At 68.7% G+C, this 16859-nt stretch carries 13 protein-coding genes; 11 read left to right on the forward strand and 2 right to left on the reverse strand.

The genetic code is table 11. The features are described 5' to 3' along the window. The first annotated feature begins 9 nt into the window (after positions 1–9). From secD to GYB83_RS15610, 5 genes are read left to right on the forward strand one after another with little or no spacing between them, the layout of a single operon-like run. Positions 10–1620 carry a protein translocase subunit SecD gene (secD, locus tag GYB83_RS15590; protein WP_161896331.1) on the forward strand — a complete coding sequence of 537 codons (1611 nt, stop codon included), beginning with the start codon at positions 10–12 and terminating at the stop codon, positions 1618–1620. After that, positions 1617–2660, forward strand: coding sequence for a protein translocase subunit SecF (secF, locus tag GYB83_RS15595; RefSeq protein WP_161896332.1), 1044 nt, complete (start codon positions 1617–1619; stop codon positions 2658–2660). The genes secD and secF overlap by 4 nt, the downstream gene beginning before the upstream one ends. Continuing rightward, positions 2657–4348, forward strand: a complete 1692-nt coding sequence (locus GYB83_RS15600; protein WP_161896333.1) for an ABC transporter substrate-binding protein — start codon at positions 2657–2659, stop codon at positions 4346–4348. The genes secF and GYB83_RS15600 overlap by 4 nt, the downstream gene beginning before the upstream one ends. Beyond that, positions 4345–4902: an adenine phosphoribosyltransferase gene (locus GYB83_RS15605; RefSeq protein ID WP_161896334.1), complete on the forward strand. Its 558-nt coding sequence runs from the start codon at positions 4345–4347 to the stop codon at positions 4900–4902. Before GYB83_RS15600 ends, GYB83_RS15605 begins: the two co-directional genes overlap by 4 nt. Positions 4903–4936: 34 nt before the next feature. Further along, entirely contained in the window at positions 4937–7240 is a 2304-nt protein-coding gene (locus GYB83_RS15610; protein ID WP_186349792.1) for a RelA/SpoT family protein, read from the forward strand. A 62-nt stretch (positions 7241–7302) separates the two neighbouring features. Here GYB83_RS15610 and GYB83_RS15615 read toward each other — a convergent pair whose 3' ends face one another. Next, complete coding sequence (locus GYB83_RS15615) at positions 7303–8235, reverse strand: peptidylprolyl isomerase (protein ID WP_161896335.1); 933 nt, start codon at positions 8233–8235, stop codon at positions 7303–7305. A 145-nt stretch (positions 8236–8380) separates the two neighbouring features. Here GYB83_RS15615 and GYB83_RS15620 point away from each other — a divergent pair, with 145 nt between their 5' ends. The 3 genes from GYB83_RS15620 (at position 8381) to GYB83_RS23675 (ending at position 11396) form a co-directional block, all read left to right on the forward strand. Continuing rightward, entirely contained in the window at positions 8381–9091 is a 711-nt protein-coding gene (locus GYB83_RS15620) for an MBL fold metallo-hydrolase (protein WP_161896336.1), read from the forward strand. Continuing rightward, on the forward strand, positions 9088–10353 hold the full coding sequence (gene hisS, locus GYB83_RS15625; protein WP_161896337.1) for a histidine--tRNA ligase: 1266 nt from the start codon (positions 9088–9090) through the stop codon (positions 10351–10353). Before GYB83_RS15620 ends, hisS begins: the two co-directional genes overlap by 4 nt. A 458-nt stretch (positions 10354–10811) precedes the next feature. Beyond that, entirely contained in the window at positions 10812–11396 is a 585-nt protein-coding gene (locus GYB83_RS23675) for a hypothetical protein (RefSeq protein ID WP_228461519.1), read from the forward strand. Between the two features lie 87 nt (positions 11397–11483). Here GYB83_RS23675 and ypfJ read toward each other — a convergent pair whose 3' ends face one another. Continuing rightward, positions 11484–12377 (reverse strand): KPN_02809 family neutral zinc metallopeptidase, encoded by an 894-nt coding sequence (gene ypfJ / locus GYB83_RS15635; RefSeq protein ID WP_161896339.1) that lies wholly within the window; start codon positions 12375–12377, stop codon positions 11484–11486. A 119-nt stretch (positions 12378–12496) separates the two neighbouring features. Between ypfJ and aspS the strand changes: the two genes are divergently transcribed. The 3 genes from aspS to GYB83_RS15650 all read left to right on the forward strand — a co-directional run bounded on the left by aspS (position 12497) and on the right by GYB83_RS15650 (position 16806). Beyond that, positions 12497–14299 carry an aspartate--tRNA ligase gene (gene aspS / locus GYB83_RS15640; protein WP_161896340.1) on the forward strand — a complete coding sequence of 601 codons (1803 nt, stop codon included), beginning with the start codon at positions 12497–12499 and terminating at the stop codon, positions 14297–14299. Between the two features lie 6 nt (positions 14300–14305). Then, positions 14306–15439, forward strand: coding sequence for a phosphotransferase (locus GYB83_RS15645; RefSeq protein WP_161896341.1), 1134 nt, complete (start codon positions 14306–14308; stop codon positions 15437–15439). Between the two features lie 68 nt (positions 15440–15507). After that, positions 15508–16806, forward strand: a complete 1299-nt coding sequence (locus GYB83_RS15650; protein WP_228461754.1) for a replication-associated recombination protein A — start codon at positions 15508–15510, stop codon at positions 16804–16806. The last annotated feature ends 53 nt before the right edge of the window (positions 16807–16859 follow it).

Here is a 16859-nt window from a genome sequence, read left to right on the forward strand (position 1 = left end):
TCCTCCGACGTGACCAGCAACAATCCACTCACTGCGCGGCGCTCCGCGCAGCGGGAGACGCCCCCGTGGGTGCCTCTCCTCGCGTTTCTCGCCGTGCTCGGCGCGGTTTACGCGCTGATCTTCGCGACCGGTGACCACAAGGCCGAGCCCAAACTGGGCATCGACCTGCAGGGCGGCACGCGCGTGGTGCTCAGCGCGCGTACCGAGGACGGCAAGCCGCCGACCCGCGCGCAGCTCGACGACGCGCGCCAGATCATCGAGCAGCGTGTCAACGGTCTCGGCGTCGGCGGATCCGAAGTCGTCGTCAACGGCGACACCCTCGTGATCACGGTGCCGGGTGACGACGGCAAACAGGCGCGCAGCCTCGGTCAGACGGCACAGCTGTTCATCCGCCCGGTCGTCACCTCGCAGGCCGCGGTGCCGCAGAAGGCCGACCCGAACGCGAAGAAGCCTGCCGAGATGACGGCCGAACAGCAGAAACAGGCCGTCGCCGACGCGCGCGCCGCACGGCAGGCCCCGGCGAACGCCGACCAGAAGGCCCTCGCCCGTCTCCAGGCGGAGATGAGCAAGGTCAACTGCGCAGCCGACGCCAACGATCCGCTCGTCGGTTACGACAAGCCCGACCAGTACCTCGTCGCCTGCGGCCAGAACGACGGCCAGGTGTACCTGCTGGCTCCGATGATCATCCGCGGCACCGACGTCGCCAGCGCGAAGTCGCAGCAGAACCAGGCGGGCCAGTGGGTCGTCGCCGTCGACTACCGCGGTGAGGGCAAGCAGACCTGGATCGACTACACGGCCAAGAACGTCGGCAAGACCACCGCTACCGTGCTCGACACGCGTGTGGTGTCCGCGGCGACGATCAACAGCGCCATCATCGGCACCACGGAGATCAGCGGCAAGTTCACCCAGTCGGAGACCGTCGACCTCGCCAACGCCCTCAAGTACGGCTCGCTGCCGCTGTCGTTCTCGCAGTCGGACGCGCAGACCGTGTCGGCCACTCTCGGCCTCACCTCGCTGCGCGCGGGCCTCATCGCGGGTGCGATCGGTCTGATCGCGGTGCTGATCTACGCGCTCGCCTACTACCGGATGCTCGGCTTCCTCACCTTCCTGTCGCTGGTGCTGGCCGCGGCCATCGTCTACGGCCTGATCGTGCTGCTCGGACGCTGGATCGGATTCACCCTCGACCTGTCGGGCATCGCCGGTCTGATCATCGGCATCGGCATGACCGCCGACTCGTTCGTCGTCTACTTCGAACGAATAAAGGACGAGATGAGAGAGGGCAGATCGTTCCGGTCGGCCGTCACCCGAGGCTGGCAGAGTGCGCGGCGCACCGTCTGGACGGGCAACGCCGTCAGCTTCCTCGCCGCCGTGATCATCTACGTGCTCGCGGTCGGCCAAGTCAAGGGCTTCGCATTCACGCTCGGCCTCACCACCGTCATCGACGTCGTCATCGTCTTCCTCGTCACGCATCCGCTCGTCGTGATGGCGAGCCGCACGGAGTTCCTGTCGCGGCCCGGCATCAACGGCCTCGGTGCGGTCTCCGACGTTGCGCGTAAGCGTCGCGCGGCCGCCGCACGTGCAACGAACGACGCTACGACCGTTGTGAAGGGGTCGAAATGAGTGACGAGAAGGCAACAACAACCTGGTCCGACGAGGACTACGTCGCGGCCGAGAACACGTCGTTCTTCTCGCGTCTGTACTCGGGTACCGGCGCGTTCGACGTCGTCGGACCCCGATCGCGGAAGCGGCTGTACATCATCTCCGGCGTGATCATGCTGGTCTGTGTCCTGTCGATGATCTTCCGCGGATTCACCCCCGGCATCGACTTCGAGGGAGGCACGCAGGTGTCGATCCCGGCCTCGGACACGGTCACCACGTCGTCGGTCACCGACGCGTTCGACAAGATCCTCGGCCACTCGCCGGAGTCGGTCCAGAAGGCAGGCGCAGGCGCGGCCGCGACCATCCAGGTCCGGACGGAGACGCTGTCGCACGAGGACGCAGCCAAGCTGTCCGAGGGACTGGCGTCGACCTTCACGATCGACCAGGCCGACGTCAGCAGCTCCGACGTCAGTTCGACGTGGGGCGCGGAGATCACCCGCAAGATGGTGATCGCGCTGATCGTGTTCCTGGTGGTCGTCTTCGTGTACATCGCGATCCGCTTCGACCGCGAGATGTCGGCCGCCGCCCTCGTCTCGCTGCTGTTCGACATCGTGGCGACGGCGGGCGTCTACTCGCTCGTCGGCTGGGAAGTGACCCCGGCGACCGTCATCGGCCTGTTGACGATCCTCGGCTTCTCCGTCTACGACACGGTCGTCGTGTTCGACAAGGTCGAGGAGAACACCCGCTCGGTGTTCGCGTCGTCGCGACGGACGTACGCCGAGCAGACGAACCTCGCCGTCAACCAGACGTTCATGCGCTCGATCAACACCACCGTGATCTCGGTGCTGCCGATCATCGCGCTGATCGTCGTCGCCGTGTGGATGCTCGGCGTCGGCACGCTGAAGGACCTGGCGCTGATCCAGCTCGTCGGCGTCGTCGTCGGCACGTACTCGTCGATCTTCCTCGCCTCGCCGCTGCTGGTGACGCTGAAGGAGATGCGCACGGACGTGAAGAGGCACACCGCGAAGGTCGTCGCTCGACGGGAACGGGCAGCGGCGTGATCGGCCCGCGGCTGCGCAGGGTCGCAGCATTGACTGCGGCGCTCGCGGCCGCGGGAACACTCCTCGTCGCATGCGGCGACGACGAGAAGTCGAGCGTCGACTACCTCGTCGACGCGCGCGTGCGGAGCCTGAACGTGAACACACGCGACGGATACGCCGACGGCGCGCTGATGGCGTTGACCAGGGTGCTGCCCGGCTTCTCCTACATCGGCCCGCAGGGACAGACCGTCGCCGACCGTGACATCGGCACGGCGACGCTGCAGGAGTCGTCGCCGATGACCGTTCGGTACGAGTTCTCGGCCGACGCCGTCTACTCCGACGGGCACGCGATGACCTGCGACGACCTGCTCCTCGCCGCCACCGCCATGGGCGGCAGGGTCGCCGGGTTCGACGCCGCGACCCACGCCGGCTACCAGGACATCGACAAGGTCGACTGCGCGCCCGGCGCGCGGTCGGCGACAGTCACATTCCGACAGGGTGCGTCGTACGGCGACTGGGCCGGACTGTTCGGCGCGGGCACGCTGCTGCCCGCACACGTCGTCGGTCGCATCGCCGGGGTCGCCGACGTGCACGGCGCGATCACCGGCAAGGACGCGAAGGCGCTCGGCAAGATCGCCGACGCCTGGAACACCGGCTTCGCTCTGGCTCCCGGACGGGAGGTGGACAAGGACACGATCCTGTCGTCCGGCCCGTACCGCGTGGAGTCGTACTCCACCGATGAAGGGCTGCGGCTCGTCGCCAACGACAAATGGTGGGGCGGGCGGCCCGCGCTGGGCGACGTGACCGTCTGGACCGCGGGCACGAACGGCGCCGGGGCGCTCGCCGACGGACGCGTCGACGTCGTCGACTCCGCAGACCTCTCGGCCGCGGACACGCTGGCCGGACGCGCCGCCGTCACCGACCGCGGCTCCGCACGCGACGCGGCTCCGCTGTCGGTGACGAGCCTCGTCTTCGCCGGGAGGGGAGTCGTGGCCGACGCCCTCGTCCGTCGCGCACTGGCGTCGTGCATGCCGCGCAATCAGCTCGCGCGAGCGCACGGAGCCAACGGCATCGTCTGGAATCTGCGCAGCGCGGCGCCCGCCGACACGCTCGGGCCGTCGCTGAACGTCCAGTTCGGCAGGCGGTACCCGCGGTCGGATGCGGCTCGCGCTCGCGCGCTCCTCGACCAGCGGCCGATCGACACGAACGGTCGTCGACCCAAACCGGTGATCCGGATCGGCTACCCGGCGGGCTCGACGGTCGACAAGGCGGTCGTGGACGCCGTCGCCGCATCGTGCGTCGGCGCGGGGATCACCGTCCGCGATGTGTCGTCTCCCGACTTCTCCGTCGCCGCGCTCGGCAAGGACGCCGATGCGGTCCTGATGTCCGGCGACACGTTCGCGGCGTCGGGATCGGCCAGCGGCGTTCCCGCCCTCTACGCGCTCTACCCGGGCGACCCGCTGAACCTGTCCGGCTTCCGCGATGTGACCGTGCGCAACGCCGTCAACGACATCGTCGCCACGACCAGCGACAGCGCCCGGCTGCCGCTGCTGCGCACCATCGACACCCAGGCGTGGGACCAACTGCCGTCGATCCCGCTGTTCGGGACGGTCCGCGGGCGGGAGTACACCGGTGTCAGCCGCGTGGTGCCTGGCCTGGGCCGGTCGGGCACCGGCTGGAACATGGACCGGTGGGGAGCCGCCTCGTGACGACCGCACTGCACCTGGACCGCGCCCGACAGGCCATCGAGACGCATGCGCGTCTCGTGCCCGACTTCCCCGAGCCGGGGGTGGCGTTCAAGGATCTGACGCCCGTCCTCGCGGCGGCGGACGGTCTCGAGGCCATCACCGCGGCGCTCGCCGACGCCTGCGCGGGCGCCGACCTGATCGCGGGCATCGACGCGCGCGGCTTCCTCCTCGGCGGTGCGATCGCGCATCGCCTGGGGATCGGCGTCGTCGCCGTGCGCAAGGGCGGCAAACTGCCGCCGCCGGTGATCGGCGTCGACTACGCCCTCGAATACGGGTCGGCGCGCCTGGAGATACCGGCGTCCGGGATCGACTTCCACGGGCGACGCGTCGCCGTGGTCGACGACGTCCTCGCCACCGGCGGAACTCTGGCCGCGACCCTCGACCTGCTCGAACAGGTCGGGGCCGAGGTGACCGACGTCGCCGTCGTCATGGAACTCGAGGGCTTCCCCGGACGCGAGGTGGTCGGCGCCGCCGGTCGCGGTCGGGTCCGGGTGCACAACCTCTGCACGGGCTGACCCGGCCGGGCACGCGATGCCATAAACTCGCACCATGAGCGAACCGGATGCCGCGCGACGCAGCGATGAGGCCGCTGCACCGTTGAGTTCCCGACGAGTGCGGGCCCGTCTCGCACGTCGGATGACGGCCCCTCCGCGGGGCGGAGTGGCAGCCGTCCTCGAACCGCTCGTCGCTCTTCACCGGGACGTCTATCCGAAAGCCGACGTCAACGTGCTGCAGCAGGCGTACGACGTCGCCGAGCAGCGGCACACCGGCCAGTTCCGGAAGTCGGGCGATCCGTACATCACGCATCCGCTCGCCGTCGCGACGATCCTCGCCGACCTCGGGATGGACACGACGACGCTGGTAGCTGCGCTGTTGCACGACACCGTCGAGGACACCGGCTACTCCCTGGAGGAGTTGGAGAAGGACTTCGGTTCGGAGGTCGCCCACCTCGTCGACGGCGTGACCAAGCTCGACAAGGTGGCCCTGGGCAGTGCCGCCGAAGGCGAGACCATCCGCAAGATGATCATCGCGATGGCCCGCGACCCGCGCGTGCTCGTCATCAAGGTGGCCGACCGCCTGCACAACATGCGGACCATGCGGTTCCTGCCGCCGGAGAAGCAGGCGCGCAAGGCCCGCGAGACCCTGGAGGTGATCGCGCCGCTCGCGCACCGGCTCGGCATGGCGACCGTCAAATGGGAGCTCGAAGACCTGTCGTTCGCGATCCTGCACCCCAAGAAGTACGAGGAGATCGTGCGTCTGGTCGCCGACCGCGCGCCCAGCCGCGACACGTACCTCGCGCGGGTGCGCAGCGACCTGAACAACGCGCTCGGCGGCGCGCACATCCAGGCGAGCGTCGAAGGCCGCCCCAAGCACTACTGGTCGATCTATCAGAAGATGATCGTCCGAGGGAAGGACTTCGACGACATCCACGACCTCGTCGGCATGCGCGTCCTCTGTGACGAGGTGCGCGACTGCTATGCGGCGATCGGCGTCGTCCACTCGCTGTGGCAGCCGATGGCCGGACGCTTCAAGGACTACATCGCGCAGCCCAGTTTCGGCGTCTACCAATCGCTGCACACCACGGTGATCGGGCCAGAGGGCAAGCCGCTGGAGATCCAGATCCGGACCTTCGAGATGCACCGGACCGCGGAGTTCGGCATCGCCGCCCACTGGCGGTACAAGGAGGGCCGGAAAGGCAAGGGCCGCAAGGCCACCGACGTCGCCGAAGTGGACGACATGGCGTGGATGCGGCAGCTGCTCGACTGGCAGCGGGAAGCGGCCGACCCGGGGGAGTTCCTGGAGTCGTTGCGGTACGACCTCGCGGTCAAGGAGATCTTCGTCTTCACGCCGAAGGGAGACGTCATCACGCTGCCCGCCGGGTCGACGCCGGTCGACTTCGCGTACGCCGTGCACACCGAGGTGGGGCACCGCTGCATCGGGGCACGGGTCAACGGCCGCCTCGTCGCTCTGGAACGTCCCCTCGAGAACGGCGAGGTGATCGAGGTCTTCACGTCGAAGGCCGAGAACGCGGGCCCGAGCAAGGACTGGCAGAACTTCGTCGTCTCGCCTCGGGCGAAGGCGAAGATCCGGCAGTGGTTCGCGAAGGAGCGTCGCGAGGAGGCGCTCGAGGCGGGCAAGGAGGCCATCGTCAAGGAGGTGCGGCGCGGGGGACTGCCGCTGCACCGTCTCCTGTCAGCCGAGTCGGTCACCGCGGTCGCGAAGGAGTTCGGTTTCGCCGACGTCGACGCCCTCTACTCGGCGGTCGGCGAAGGGCACGTGCCGGCCGGGCGGATGGTCCACCGCCTGGTCGCGCTGCTCGGCGGCGTCGAAGCCGCCGAGGAGGAGATCGCGAACCGCGCGACGCCGTCCACGCAAAGCGGACGGTCGAGGCAGGGAGGCGACAGCGGCGTCGTCGTCGAAGGAATCGACAACGTGCTGGTCAAGCTGGCGAAATGCTGCACTCCGGTGCCGGGCGACGAGATCATCGGCTTCATCACGCGCGGCGGCGGCGTCAGCGTGCACCGGACGGACTGCACGAACGCCGACGAACTGCGCTCCCAGCCCGAACGCCTCCACGCGGTCGCGTGGGCCGCGAACAGCACGGCGGTGTTCCTCGTGGCGATCCAGGTGGAGGCGCTCGATCGTCACCGACTGCTGTCGGATGTGACCAGGGTGCTGGCCGACGAACGAGTGAACCTGCTGTCCGCGTCGCTCACGACAAGCAGGGACCGGGTGGCGATCAGCCGGTTCACCTTCGAGATGGGCGACCCGAAACACCTGGGTCACGTCCTGAACGTGGTGCGCAACGTGGAGGGCGTCTACGACGTGTACCGCGTCACGTCCGCGGCCTGAGCGCGACGACGAGAACGGCCCGGCCCCGATCGATTCGGGTGCCGGGCCGTCGTCGGTCCGGGTCAGGCCACGGATGCGTTCTTGATCTCCAGCGGCGTCTTCGGCATGCCGTCGGTCGGGGTGTCGGTGGGCGACGTCGCGATGCCGGCCTTCACGGACTTGTCGATGACCTTCATGCCCTCCTCGTCGACGTGGCCGACGATCGCCAGGGTCGGGGTGAGCTGAGAGTCCTTGGTGACGATGAAGAACTGGGCGCTGCCGGTGTTCTCACGCTGCTGTTCGGCGTTGTTGCTGTTGGCTATCGCCACGGTTCCCCTGGGATAGATCACGGTGCCGCCCTGGGCGAGGCCGAGCGCGGCCATCTGCGGGTCGACGGGCACCTCTTTGAGGCCCTGCGGGTTCTCATCGGGGCTGTGCCAGCCGGGACCCGTCATGCCGGTGAGGGTCGGGTCGCCGCACTGGAGGACCGACAGGGTGTCCGACGTCGTCATGCGATGGCACTTGGTGCCGTCGTAGTAGCCGTTGGAGGCCAGCGAGACGACCGCGTTGACGTTGCAGGCGGCAAGCGAGCGGTCGAGAGTGATCGGCACGGCCCCGAAGTTGGTCGTCAAGGTCAGGTCGACGGTGCCCGAGTTGAGGGTGCGGCCGTCCGGCATCGGTGACGTGCGGGCGAGCTTCTCGCCGTCCTTCATCTGCTGGATGTAGGCCTGGACCTGTGCTTTCTTGTCGGCCGGGACCTGGCTCAGCTGACCCTCGTACGCCTTGATGGCGTCGGCGAGGTTCGACGGCGCGGCCGTGTAGTCACAGGTGGTGTGACGGTCGTTGTCCCACTTCTTGTACCAGAGGAACCCTCCGACGGCCGCGATGGCGACGACGACGACTCCGGCGGTTGCCAGCAGTGCGAGCCTCCGCTTCTGGGCGGCCTGCTGCTCGCGCTGGAGTCGTTCCTCCAGTTTGCGGCGGGCGGCTTCGCGACGCTCCTCGTTGGTCGACACGCTCGTGGAACCTCCTGTGGGCGGATGGCTGCGCGGGTCGGTCCGGGCAGCGGGCCCCATGCTATCGCAGTGCCCTGACGGGTCGATGAGACAATGGGTGTTCGACACGCGGGACGAAGTCACACATCGAGGGAGAGGTCTGCCAGTGCTGATCGCCGGATTCGCAGCCGGAATGTTCCAGACGAACTGTTATCTGGTCGCCGAGGGACCCGGATCGGACGCGGTCGTCATCGATCCGGGACAGGACGCGGCGCCGATCGTTCGCGACGCGCTCGCCGAACACTCGCTGAACCCGGTCGCGATCTTCCTGACCCACGGTCACCTCGACCACACGTGGAACGCGCAGGAACTCGCCGACGAGTACTCGATTCCCGTGTACATCCACGCCGCCGACCGTCCGATGCTCGCCGACCCGGGTGTCGGCGTCGGCCGCGCGATGGCGCAGATGCTCGGCGACACCGTGTTCCGCGAGCCGGAGAAGGTGATCGAGTTCGTCGACGGCGAGGACGTCGAGATCGCCGGGTTGAGGTGGGACGTCGCGCATGCGCCCGGACATTCGCCCGGCAGCGTCCTGCTGACCCCCGATCTGCCCGCGGACCCGGAGACCGGAGATCGAGTCTCGGTCTGCTTCTCCGGCGACGTACTGTTCAACGGGTCGATCGGACGCACCGACCTGCCGGGCGGCAGCCACCAGCAGTTGCTCGACTCGATCGCCGACAAGCTGATGGGCCGCGACGACGATCAGGTCGTCCTGCCCGGTCACGGACCTCAGACCACCATCGGTGCGGAGCGCGTGGGCAACCCGTTCCTCGTCGACCTCCCCGATGCACCCACGAAAGGACGCCACGGACTGTGAGCGAATTCTCCGCGCCGAAAGGCATTCCGGACTACTTCCCGCCCGCGTCTGCGGACTTCCTCGCCGTCCGCACCGCGCTGACCGACGCCGCGTACCGGGCGGGCTACGGGCACATCGAACTCCCGGTCTTCGAGGACACCGCGCTGTTCGCGCGCGGCGTCGGCGAGTCGACGGACGTCGTCTCGAAGGAGATGTACACGTTCGCCGATCGCGGGGGCCGCACGGTCACGCTGCGTCCGGAGGGCACCGCGGGCGTGATGCGCGCGGTGATCCAGCACGGTCTGGACCGCGGTCAGCTGCCCGTCAAGCTCTGCTACTCGGGCCCGTTCTTCCGCTACGAGCGCCCGCAGGCCGGCCGCTACCGCCAGTTGCAGCAGGTGGGCGTCGAGGCGATCGGCGTCGACGATCCGGCGTTGGACGCCGAGGTCATCGCGATCGCCGACGAGGGCTACAAGCGTCTCGGGCTCACCGGCTACCGCCTCGATCTGACGTCGTTGGGCGACGACACGTGCCGCCCGCAGTACCGCGAACTGCTGCAGCAGTTCCTGCTCGGTCTCGACCTCGACGAGACGACGCGCGAGCGCGCGCTGATCAACCCGCTGCGCGTGCTCGACGACAAGCGCCCCGAGGTCCGCGAGATGACGGCCGACGCGCCGCTCATGCTCGATCACCTCAGCGACTCGGCGCGCGACCACTTCGAGCAGGTCAAGGGACATCTGGACCGTCTCGGGGTGGAGTACGTGGTCAACCCGCGCCTGGTCCGCGGCCTCGACTACTACACGAAGACGACGTTCGAGTTCGTCCACGACGGCCTCGGCGCGCAGTCGGGGATCGGTGGCGGCGGTCGCTACGACGGTCTGATGAAGCAGATCGGCGGCAAGCAGGAGCTGTCCGGCATCGGCTTCGGCATCGGTGTCGACCGCACGGTCCTCGCCCTGGAGGCTGAGGGCGTCTCCGTCGCTGGTGTCGGTCGGGTCGACGTGTTCGGCGTCCCGATGGGCTCCGCGGCCAAGGCAGAGCTCGTCGCCCTCGCGGGTCGCCTGCGCGACGCGGGCGTGAAGGTCGATCTCGCCTACGGCGACCGCGCCCTCAAGGGCGCCATGAAGGCCGCCGACCGCTCCGGCGCCCGCCTCGCCCTCGTCCTCGGCGACCGTGAACTCGACGACCGCACCATCGAACTCAAAGACCTCACCACCGGCGACCAACGCAAGGTCGCCCTCGACGACGCCCTCGCCGAAGTCCTCTCGGTGCTCGACATCTGAGTTCGCTCATCTCGTCGACGTTCGCTCACCTCCCGAGGGGAGCGAACGTCGACGAAATGAGCGTTCTTCAGCCTGTGGACAACGCAGGTGACGAATCAGGCGAAACGCGCTTGACTCAGCCCATGTGGCCGACAGACAAGTACGGAATCGTCAACAGAGACGCTGCGCTCGCTCACGGCTTCTCTGAGCGTCAGATCGCTGCCGCTGTGCATGCGGGAGTCTTGGTGATCGTCGGCCGAGGACGGTACGTCCCGCAATCGACGATCGATCTCGCGGACGATGAGCGGGACGAACTGTATAGATTTGTCTGCGTTGCGGCCGCGACGGCTCCGGGTTCGCCTGTGCTGAGTCATGAGTCGGCTGCCGCGGTCCACGGGCTGCGGCTCCTCTATCCGGATCATCGACACGTTCATGTGACGACGGGCCGCGAATCCGGCGGATCACGCCGGCCCACGCGAGTGATTCATGGCAGTGCGTTCGGTCCGGGCGACGTCGTCGAGGTGGACGGACTCCTCGTGACCAGCCTGGCCCGGACGGCCGCCGACATCGCGCTCGCCGGGAGGTTCCCGCAGGCACTCACCGTATTCGACGCGGCGCTTCGGGCCGCGTGCGAACTCGACGCACTGAGCGCACTGCTGGTCAAGAACCGAAAGGGCGTCGGGGTGGCCCGTCGTGCGTTGGGTTTCGCCGACGGACGCGCGGAATCGCCGGGGGAGTCGTGGAGTAGAGCGCAGATGATCGACGCCGACCTGCCGATTCCCGATCTGCAGGTCGAATACACGCTGCGCGACGGTTCGCTCGCCCGGTGCGACTTTGGCATCGACGGACGGTTCGTCGGGGAGTTCGACGGTCTCGTCAAGTATCGCCGCGGAATGCGGCGCGGCGAGGAGCCGGAGAACGTCGTCATCCGGGAGAAGATCCGCGAGGATCGCCTGCGTGACCTGGGTCTGGACGTCCGACGTTGGGTGTGGGCCGACTTGCGTGGCAATCACATGGTGCCGATGCTGCGAGAGCGCTACGAGGTGCTGGGTATCCGCGTCTGACGACAAACGCTCACGTCAACGACGTTCGCTCCCCTCCCGAGGTGAGCGGATGTCGATGACGTGAGCGTTTGTTGACGAAGTGAGCGTCTACAGGTCGTTGGTGGCGAAGGTGTCGCAGCGGGAGGGTTTGCCGCCGTCGTAGCCGATCTTGAACCAGCGCTGACGCTGGGCGGCGGAGCCGTGAGTCCAGCCCTCGGGGTTGCTGCGCGAGCCCTGGATGGTGTCGTCGCCGATGGCTTTCGCCGATTGGATGACCGTCGCGATCTGCTCGTCCGTCAGCGGCTTCAACATGGCGTCCGGACCCTTGTCGGCGTGGTAGGCCCAGACGCCCGCGAGGCAGTCGGCCTGCAGTTCGATGCGGCGCGATCCGTCGTTGCCCATCCGCTGGCCCTTGGCGAGGACACCTGTCAGGTTCTCGACGTGATGCCCGTACTCGTGGGCGACGACGTACTCCTGAGCGAGGGGACCGTCCGACCCGCCCATGCGCTTGAGATCGGCGAAGAACGACGGATCGAAGTACGCGGTCCGGTCGGCGGGGCAGTAGAACGGACCCATCGCCGACGACGCGGCCCCGCAACCCGTCGTGATGTCGCCGCTGAAGATCTTCGTCTTCGGCTTCGTGTAGCCCTGCATCTGCGACGCCCACACCTTGTTGAGGCTGACGGTGGTCGCGACGATCCGGCAGGTGTCGTCGGTGTTGGCCTTCTCGACGGTGCACGAACGGATGTGGGCGTCCAGCTCCGCGGTGTCGCCTCCGACCGAGCCGTTCTGCCCGGGAGCGGCCTGCTGGTTCTGGTTCTGATCCGAGCCGCCGCCCATGATGTCGCCCGGGTTGATTCCGAAGAGCAGGGCGAGGATCGCGACGATCACACCGGCTCCGCCGCCCAGCGCCAACTTGCCGCCGCCGAAACCGCCGCCCCCGCCGGACCCGCCTGCCGACACGTCACTGGTGTCGAGCGGTCCGCTGCCCTGAAAAGTCATGCGACAACAGTAGCCGCGCCCGCATGCCGGGTGTCGCCATGTCGATGGCGAAACGTAGAATTGGCCGAACAGTAGTCAATCCTGGCAGCACGTGGTGCTGCGCATATGGAAGGAACCCAGTGCTCCGCACGCATTTCGCCGGATCGTTGCGCCGCGAGGACGCCTCGCAGACCGTCACCGTCACCGGTTGGGTCGCGCGTCGTCGCGATCACGGCGGCGTCGTCTTCATCGACCTCCGCGACTCGTCCGGCCTCGTGCAGGTCGTGTTCCGCGACGACGAGGTCGCCGAAGCCGCGCACCGACTCCGCGCCGAATACTGCGTCAAGGTCACCGGCATCGTCGAAGAGCGTCCCGAGGGCAGTGAGAACCCGGCCCTGCAGTCCGGAGCGATCGAACTTAACGCGACCGAACTCGTCGTCCTCAACGAGTCGGCCCCGCTGCCGTTCCAGCTCGACGAGCAGCCGGGAGAAGAAGCACGCCTGCGCCACCGCTATCTCGACCTGCGCCGCGAAGGCCCCGCGAAGGCGATCCGCCTGCGCTCCAAGGTCAGCGCCGCGGCCCGCGAGGTCCTCGGCTCGCACGACTTCGTCGAGATCGAGACCCCGACCCTCACCCGGTCGACGCCCGAAGGCGCCCGCGACTTCCTGGTCCCCGCACGCCTGCAGCCGGGCACGTTCTACGCCCTCCCGCAGAGCCCCCAGCTGTTCAAGCAGCTCCTGATGGTCGCGGGCATGGAGCGCTACTACCAGATCGCGCGCTGCTACCGCGACGAAGACTTCCGCGCCGACCGTCAGCCGGAGTTCACCCAGCTCGACATCGAGATGAGCTTCGTCGACGAAGACGACGTGATCGCGCTCGCCGAGGAGATCCTGACCTCGCTGTGGAAGCTGATCGGCTACGAGATCACCGCCCCGATCCCGCGCATCACCTACGCCGACGCCATGCGGCGCTACGGCAGCGACAAGCCCGACCTGCGGTTCGACATCGAACTCGTCGAATGCACCGAGTTCTTCGCCCAGTCGCCGTTCCGCGTGTTCCAGGCCCCGTACGTCGGCGCGGTCGTCATGGCGGGCGGGGCGTCGCAGCCGCGCCGCCAGCTCGACGCCTGGCAGGAATGGGCCAAGCAGCGCGGAGCCAAGGGCCTCGCCTACGTCCTCGTCCAGGAGGACGGCACCCTGACCGGCCCGGTCGCCAAGAACATCTCCGACGCCGAGCGCGAGGGCATCGCCGCCCACGTCGGCGCGAAGCCCGGCGACTGCATCTTCTTCGCGGCCGGCCCGACCAAGCAGATGCGTGCACTCCTCGGAGCGGCGCGCGGCGAGATCGCCCGCAAGCTCGACCTCATCAAGGACGGCGACTGGGCCTTCACCTGGGTCGTCGACGCCCCGATGTTCGAGCCGACCGGCGACGCCGTCGAGGCGGGCGACGTCGCGGTCGGCTCCGGAGCCTGGACCGCCGTGCACCACGCGTTCACCTCGCCCAAGCCGGAATGCCTCGACAACCTCGAGGCCGACCCCGGCGCGGCCGTCGCCTACGCGTACGACATCGTCTGCAACGGCAACGAGATCGGCGGCGGCTCGATCCGCATCCATCGCCGCGACGTGCAGGAACGCGTCTTCAAGATCATGGGCATCGGCGAAGAGGAGGCGCAGGAGAAGTTCGGCTTCCTGCTCGACGCCTTCGCCTACGGCGCACCGCCGCACGGCGGCATCGCGTTCGGCTGGGACCGCATCACCTCGCTGCTCGCGGGTGAGTCGTCCATCCGCGAGGTCATCGCGTTCCCGAAGTCGGGCGGCGGCATCGACCCGCTCACCGATGCGCCCGCCGCCATCACGCCGGAGCAGCGCAAGGAGTCGGGCATCGACGCCAAACCCGCAGCCAAGGCCGCCGATGCGGCCGGAGAGGGACAGGCGTCCGCCTGAGTGTCCATGACCGTAGTGGCACATGACCGAATCGATTCGGTGCTCGACACCGCTCAGGACGTCCTGACGCGGCGGGCAGGCAGCCGAGTCCGCGTCGACGACCCCGAGGACCTCGGCGGCTCGGGCCGCAGCACCGTGCTGCGCGTCCGGGTCGCCGACAACCCGCTGTCGATCGACCGCACCGTCGTCGTCAAGGCGTTCGACGACCATTCGTCGGCCGACCAGGTGCTCCGCGAGATCGCGTCGTACCGGTACGCGACAGCGCTGCCGTCGTCGTCCCGGCCCGGACCGCAACTCCTCGCGTCCGACTTGGACAGTCGGATCCTCGTCCTCACCGACCTCGGCGACGGACGGCGGATGCCCGACCTGCTGGCCTCGACCGACGTCGACGAGGTCCGCCGCGGCGTGAGCGCCTGGGGGCAGGCGCTCGGTCGGATGCACGCGGCCACCTTCGGCGGCGAAGACGACTTCGACACCCTGCTCCGAGTCAGCGGACGCCGCGGCGACCGCAAGCGGACGGCCCCGATCTGCTCGTCCGGCATCGACGCGCAGGCGGGCGAAGCCGTCCGGCGCACCGACGACGTCGCCGACGAGATCGGGGTCACGGTCCCCGACGAGTTCCGCGCCGTCCTCGACGCTGGACTGGCACTGTTCGACGACGGCCGGTTCCGGGCGTTCAGCACGTCGGACGTCGGACCCGAGAACATCCTCATCAACTACGACGGAGTCCAGTTCATGGACTACGAGTGGGGCGCGTTCCGGGACGCGACGCTCGACGTCGCGTACGCGTTGACGACGTTCCCGTCAGCGTTGTCCGGTCCGGCGTCGGACCGAGTCGCCGAACTGGAGACCGCACTCGCCGACGCGTGGCGATCGGAGGTCGCCGCGCTGTGGCCCGCGCTCGCCGACGACCGGACGCTCCGTTCGCTGCTGTCGACGGCGCGCACCCTGTGGGTGTGGCTCGGCACGTACTGGATCCTCGAATCGGACACGTCCGGTCACGACTGGGCGCTGCACACCGCCGATCCGCGCGTGGTGACCGCCCGATGGGCCGATCTCGCGCGCATGTCGCACGACGCCGTCGTGCGCGACGTGGCGGGCGACGTCGGACGGGCGCTGCAGCGACTCTGGTTCGAGTGACCCCGCCCATGTCGGATTCGGGAGATCTCTTCGACGACATCGGGACGGCTCAGCGGTCGAGCCCGGTGATGCCGTCCCCGTCGGCCCCGCTCGCCGTCCGCATGCGGCCCGCATCGCTCGACGAGGTCGTCGGGCAGGACCACCTGCTCGGTGAACGGTCGCCGCTGCGGAGACTGATCGCGGGTTCCGGCGGATCGTCGGTGCTGCTGTACGGGCCGCCAGGCACGGGCAAGACGACGATGGCGTCGCTGATCAGTCAGGCGACCGGCGGGAGTTTCGAGGCGTTGTCGGCGCTGTCCGCAGGCGTCAAAGAGGTCCGCGCGGTGATCGACGTCGCACGTCGACGCCTCATCCAGGGACAGCAGACCGTCCTGTTCATCGACGAGGTCCATCGATTCTCCAAGACCCAGCAGGACGCGTTGCTCGACGCCGTCGAGAACCGGATCGTCCTGCTGGTGGCGGCGACGACGGAGAACCCGTCGTTCTCGGTGGTGGCGCCGCTGCTGTCGCGGTCGCTGGTGCTGCAGTTGCGCTCACTGACCGACGACGACGTCAAGACGGTCCTGACCAGGGCCGTCGCCGATCCTCGTGGGCTCGACGGGGCGGTCGAACTGTCCGACGAGGCCCTCGACCACCTCGTCGCCGTCGCCGGAGGGGACGCCCGTCGCGCGCTGACCGCGCTGGAGGCGAGCGCCGACGGCTCGGACGGTGCGACGATCGCGGTCGCCGACGTCGAGGCGGCCATCGACCGGGCCGCGGTCCGCTACGACCGCGCGGGCGACCAGCACTACGACGTGACCAGCGCGTTCATCAAGTCGATGCGCGGCTCGGACGTCGACGCCGCACTGCACTACCTCGCCCGGATGATCAGCGCGGGGGAGGACCCGCGGTTCATCGCCCGCAGGCTGATGATCCACGCAAGTGAAGACGTCGGCATGGCCGACCCGACGGCGCTGGCGACCGCGGTCGCGGCGGCGCAGGTGGTGCAGCTCGTCGGGATGCCCGAAGCCAAGCTCGCGCTGGCGCAGGCGACGATCCACATCGCGACCGCCCCGAAGTCGGGATCGGTGACGTCCGCGCTCGGCGCGGCGATGAGCGACATCTCAGCGGGCCGCGCCGGGGCGGTTCCGTCACACCTGCGCGACGGCCACTACGCGGGAGCGAAGAAGCTCGGCAACGCGGTCGGCTACAAGTTCCCACACGAGCACCCCGACGGCGTCCTCGCGCAGCAGTACGCCCCGGACACGCTGGTAGGCGTCGACTACTACGTTCCGACGGACCACGGTTTCGAGCGTGAACTCGGCCCGCGTGTCGGCAGGCTCCGCTCGATCGTGCGCGGACTCGCCGGGCGTTCGCGTCGTCGATGACGTGTGCGGTGGTCGGCCCGCTTGTCACAGACCGGTAAACTCTCCACCGGATC

This window comes from Gordonia spumicola (assembly GCF_009932475.1).
In the GTDB taxonomy this organism is placed as follows: Bacteria; Actinomycetota; Actinomycetes; order Mycobacteriales; family Mycobacteriaceae; genus Gordonia; species Gordonia spumicola.

Coding starts and splice junctions, on each gene's coding strand:
- secF (WP_161896332.1), top strand. CDS start 1,617: ATGAGTGACGAGAAGGCAACAACAACCTGGTCCGACGAGGACTACGTC.
- GYB83_RS15610 (WP_186349792.1), top strand. CDS start 4,937: ATGAGCGAACCGGATGCCGCGCGACGCAGCGATGAGGCCGCTGCACCG.
- ypfJ (WP_161896339.1), bottom strand. CDS start 12,377: ATGACTTTTCAGGGCAGCGGACCGCTCGACACCAGTGACGTGTCGGCA.
- GYB83_RS15645 (WP_161896341.1), top strand. CDS start 14,306: ATGACCGTAGTGGCACATGACCGAATCGATTCGGTGCTCGACACCGCT.
- GYB83_RS15650 (WP_228461754.1), top strand. CDS start 15,508: ATGCCGTCCCCGTCGGCCCCGCTCGCCGTCCGCATGCGGCCCGCATCG.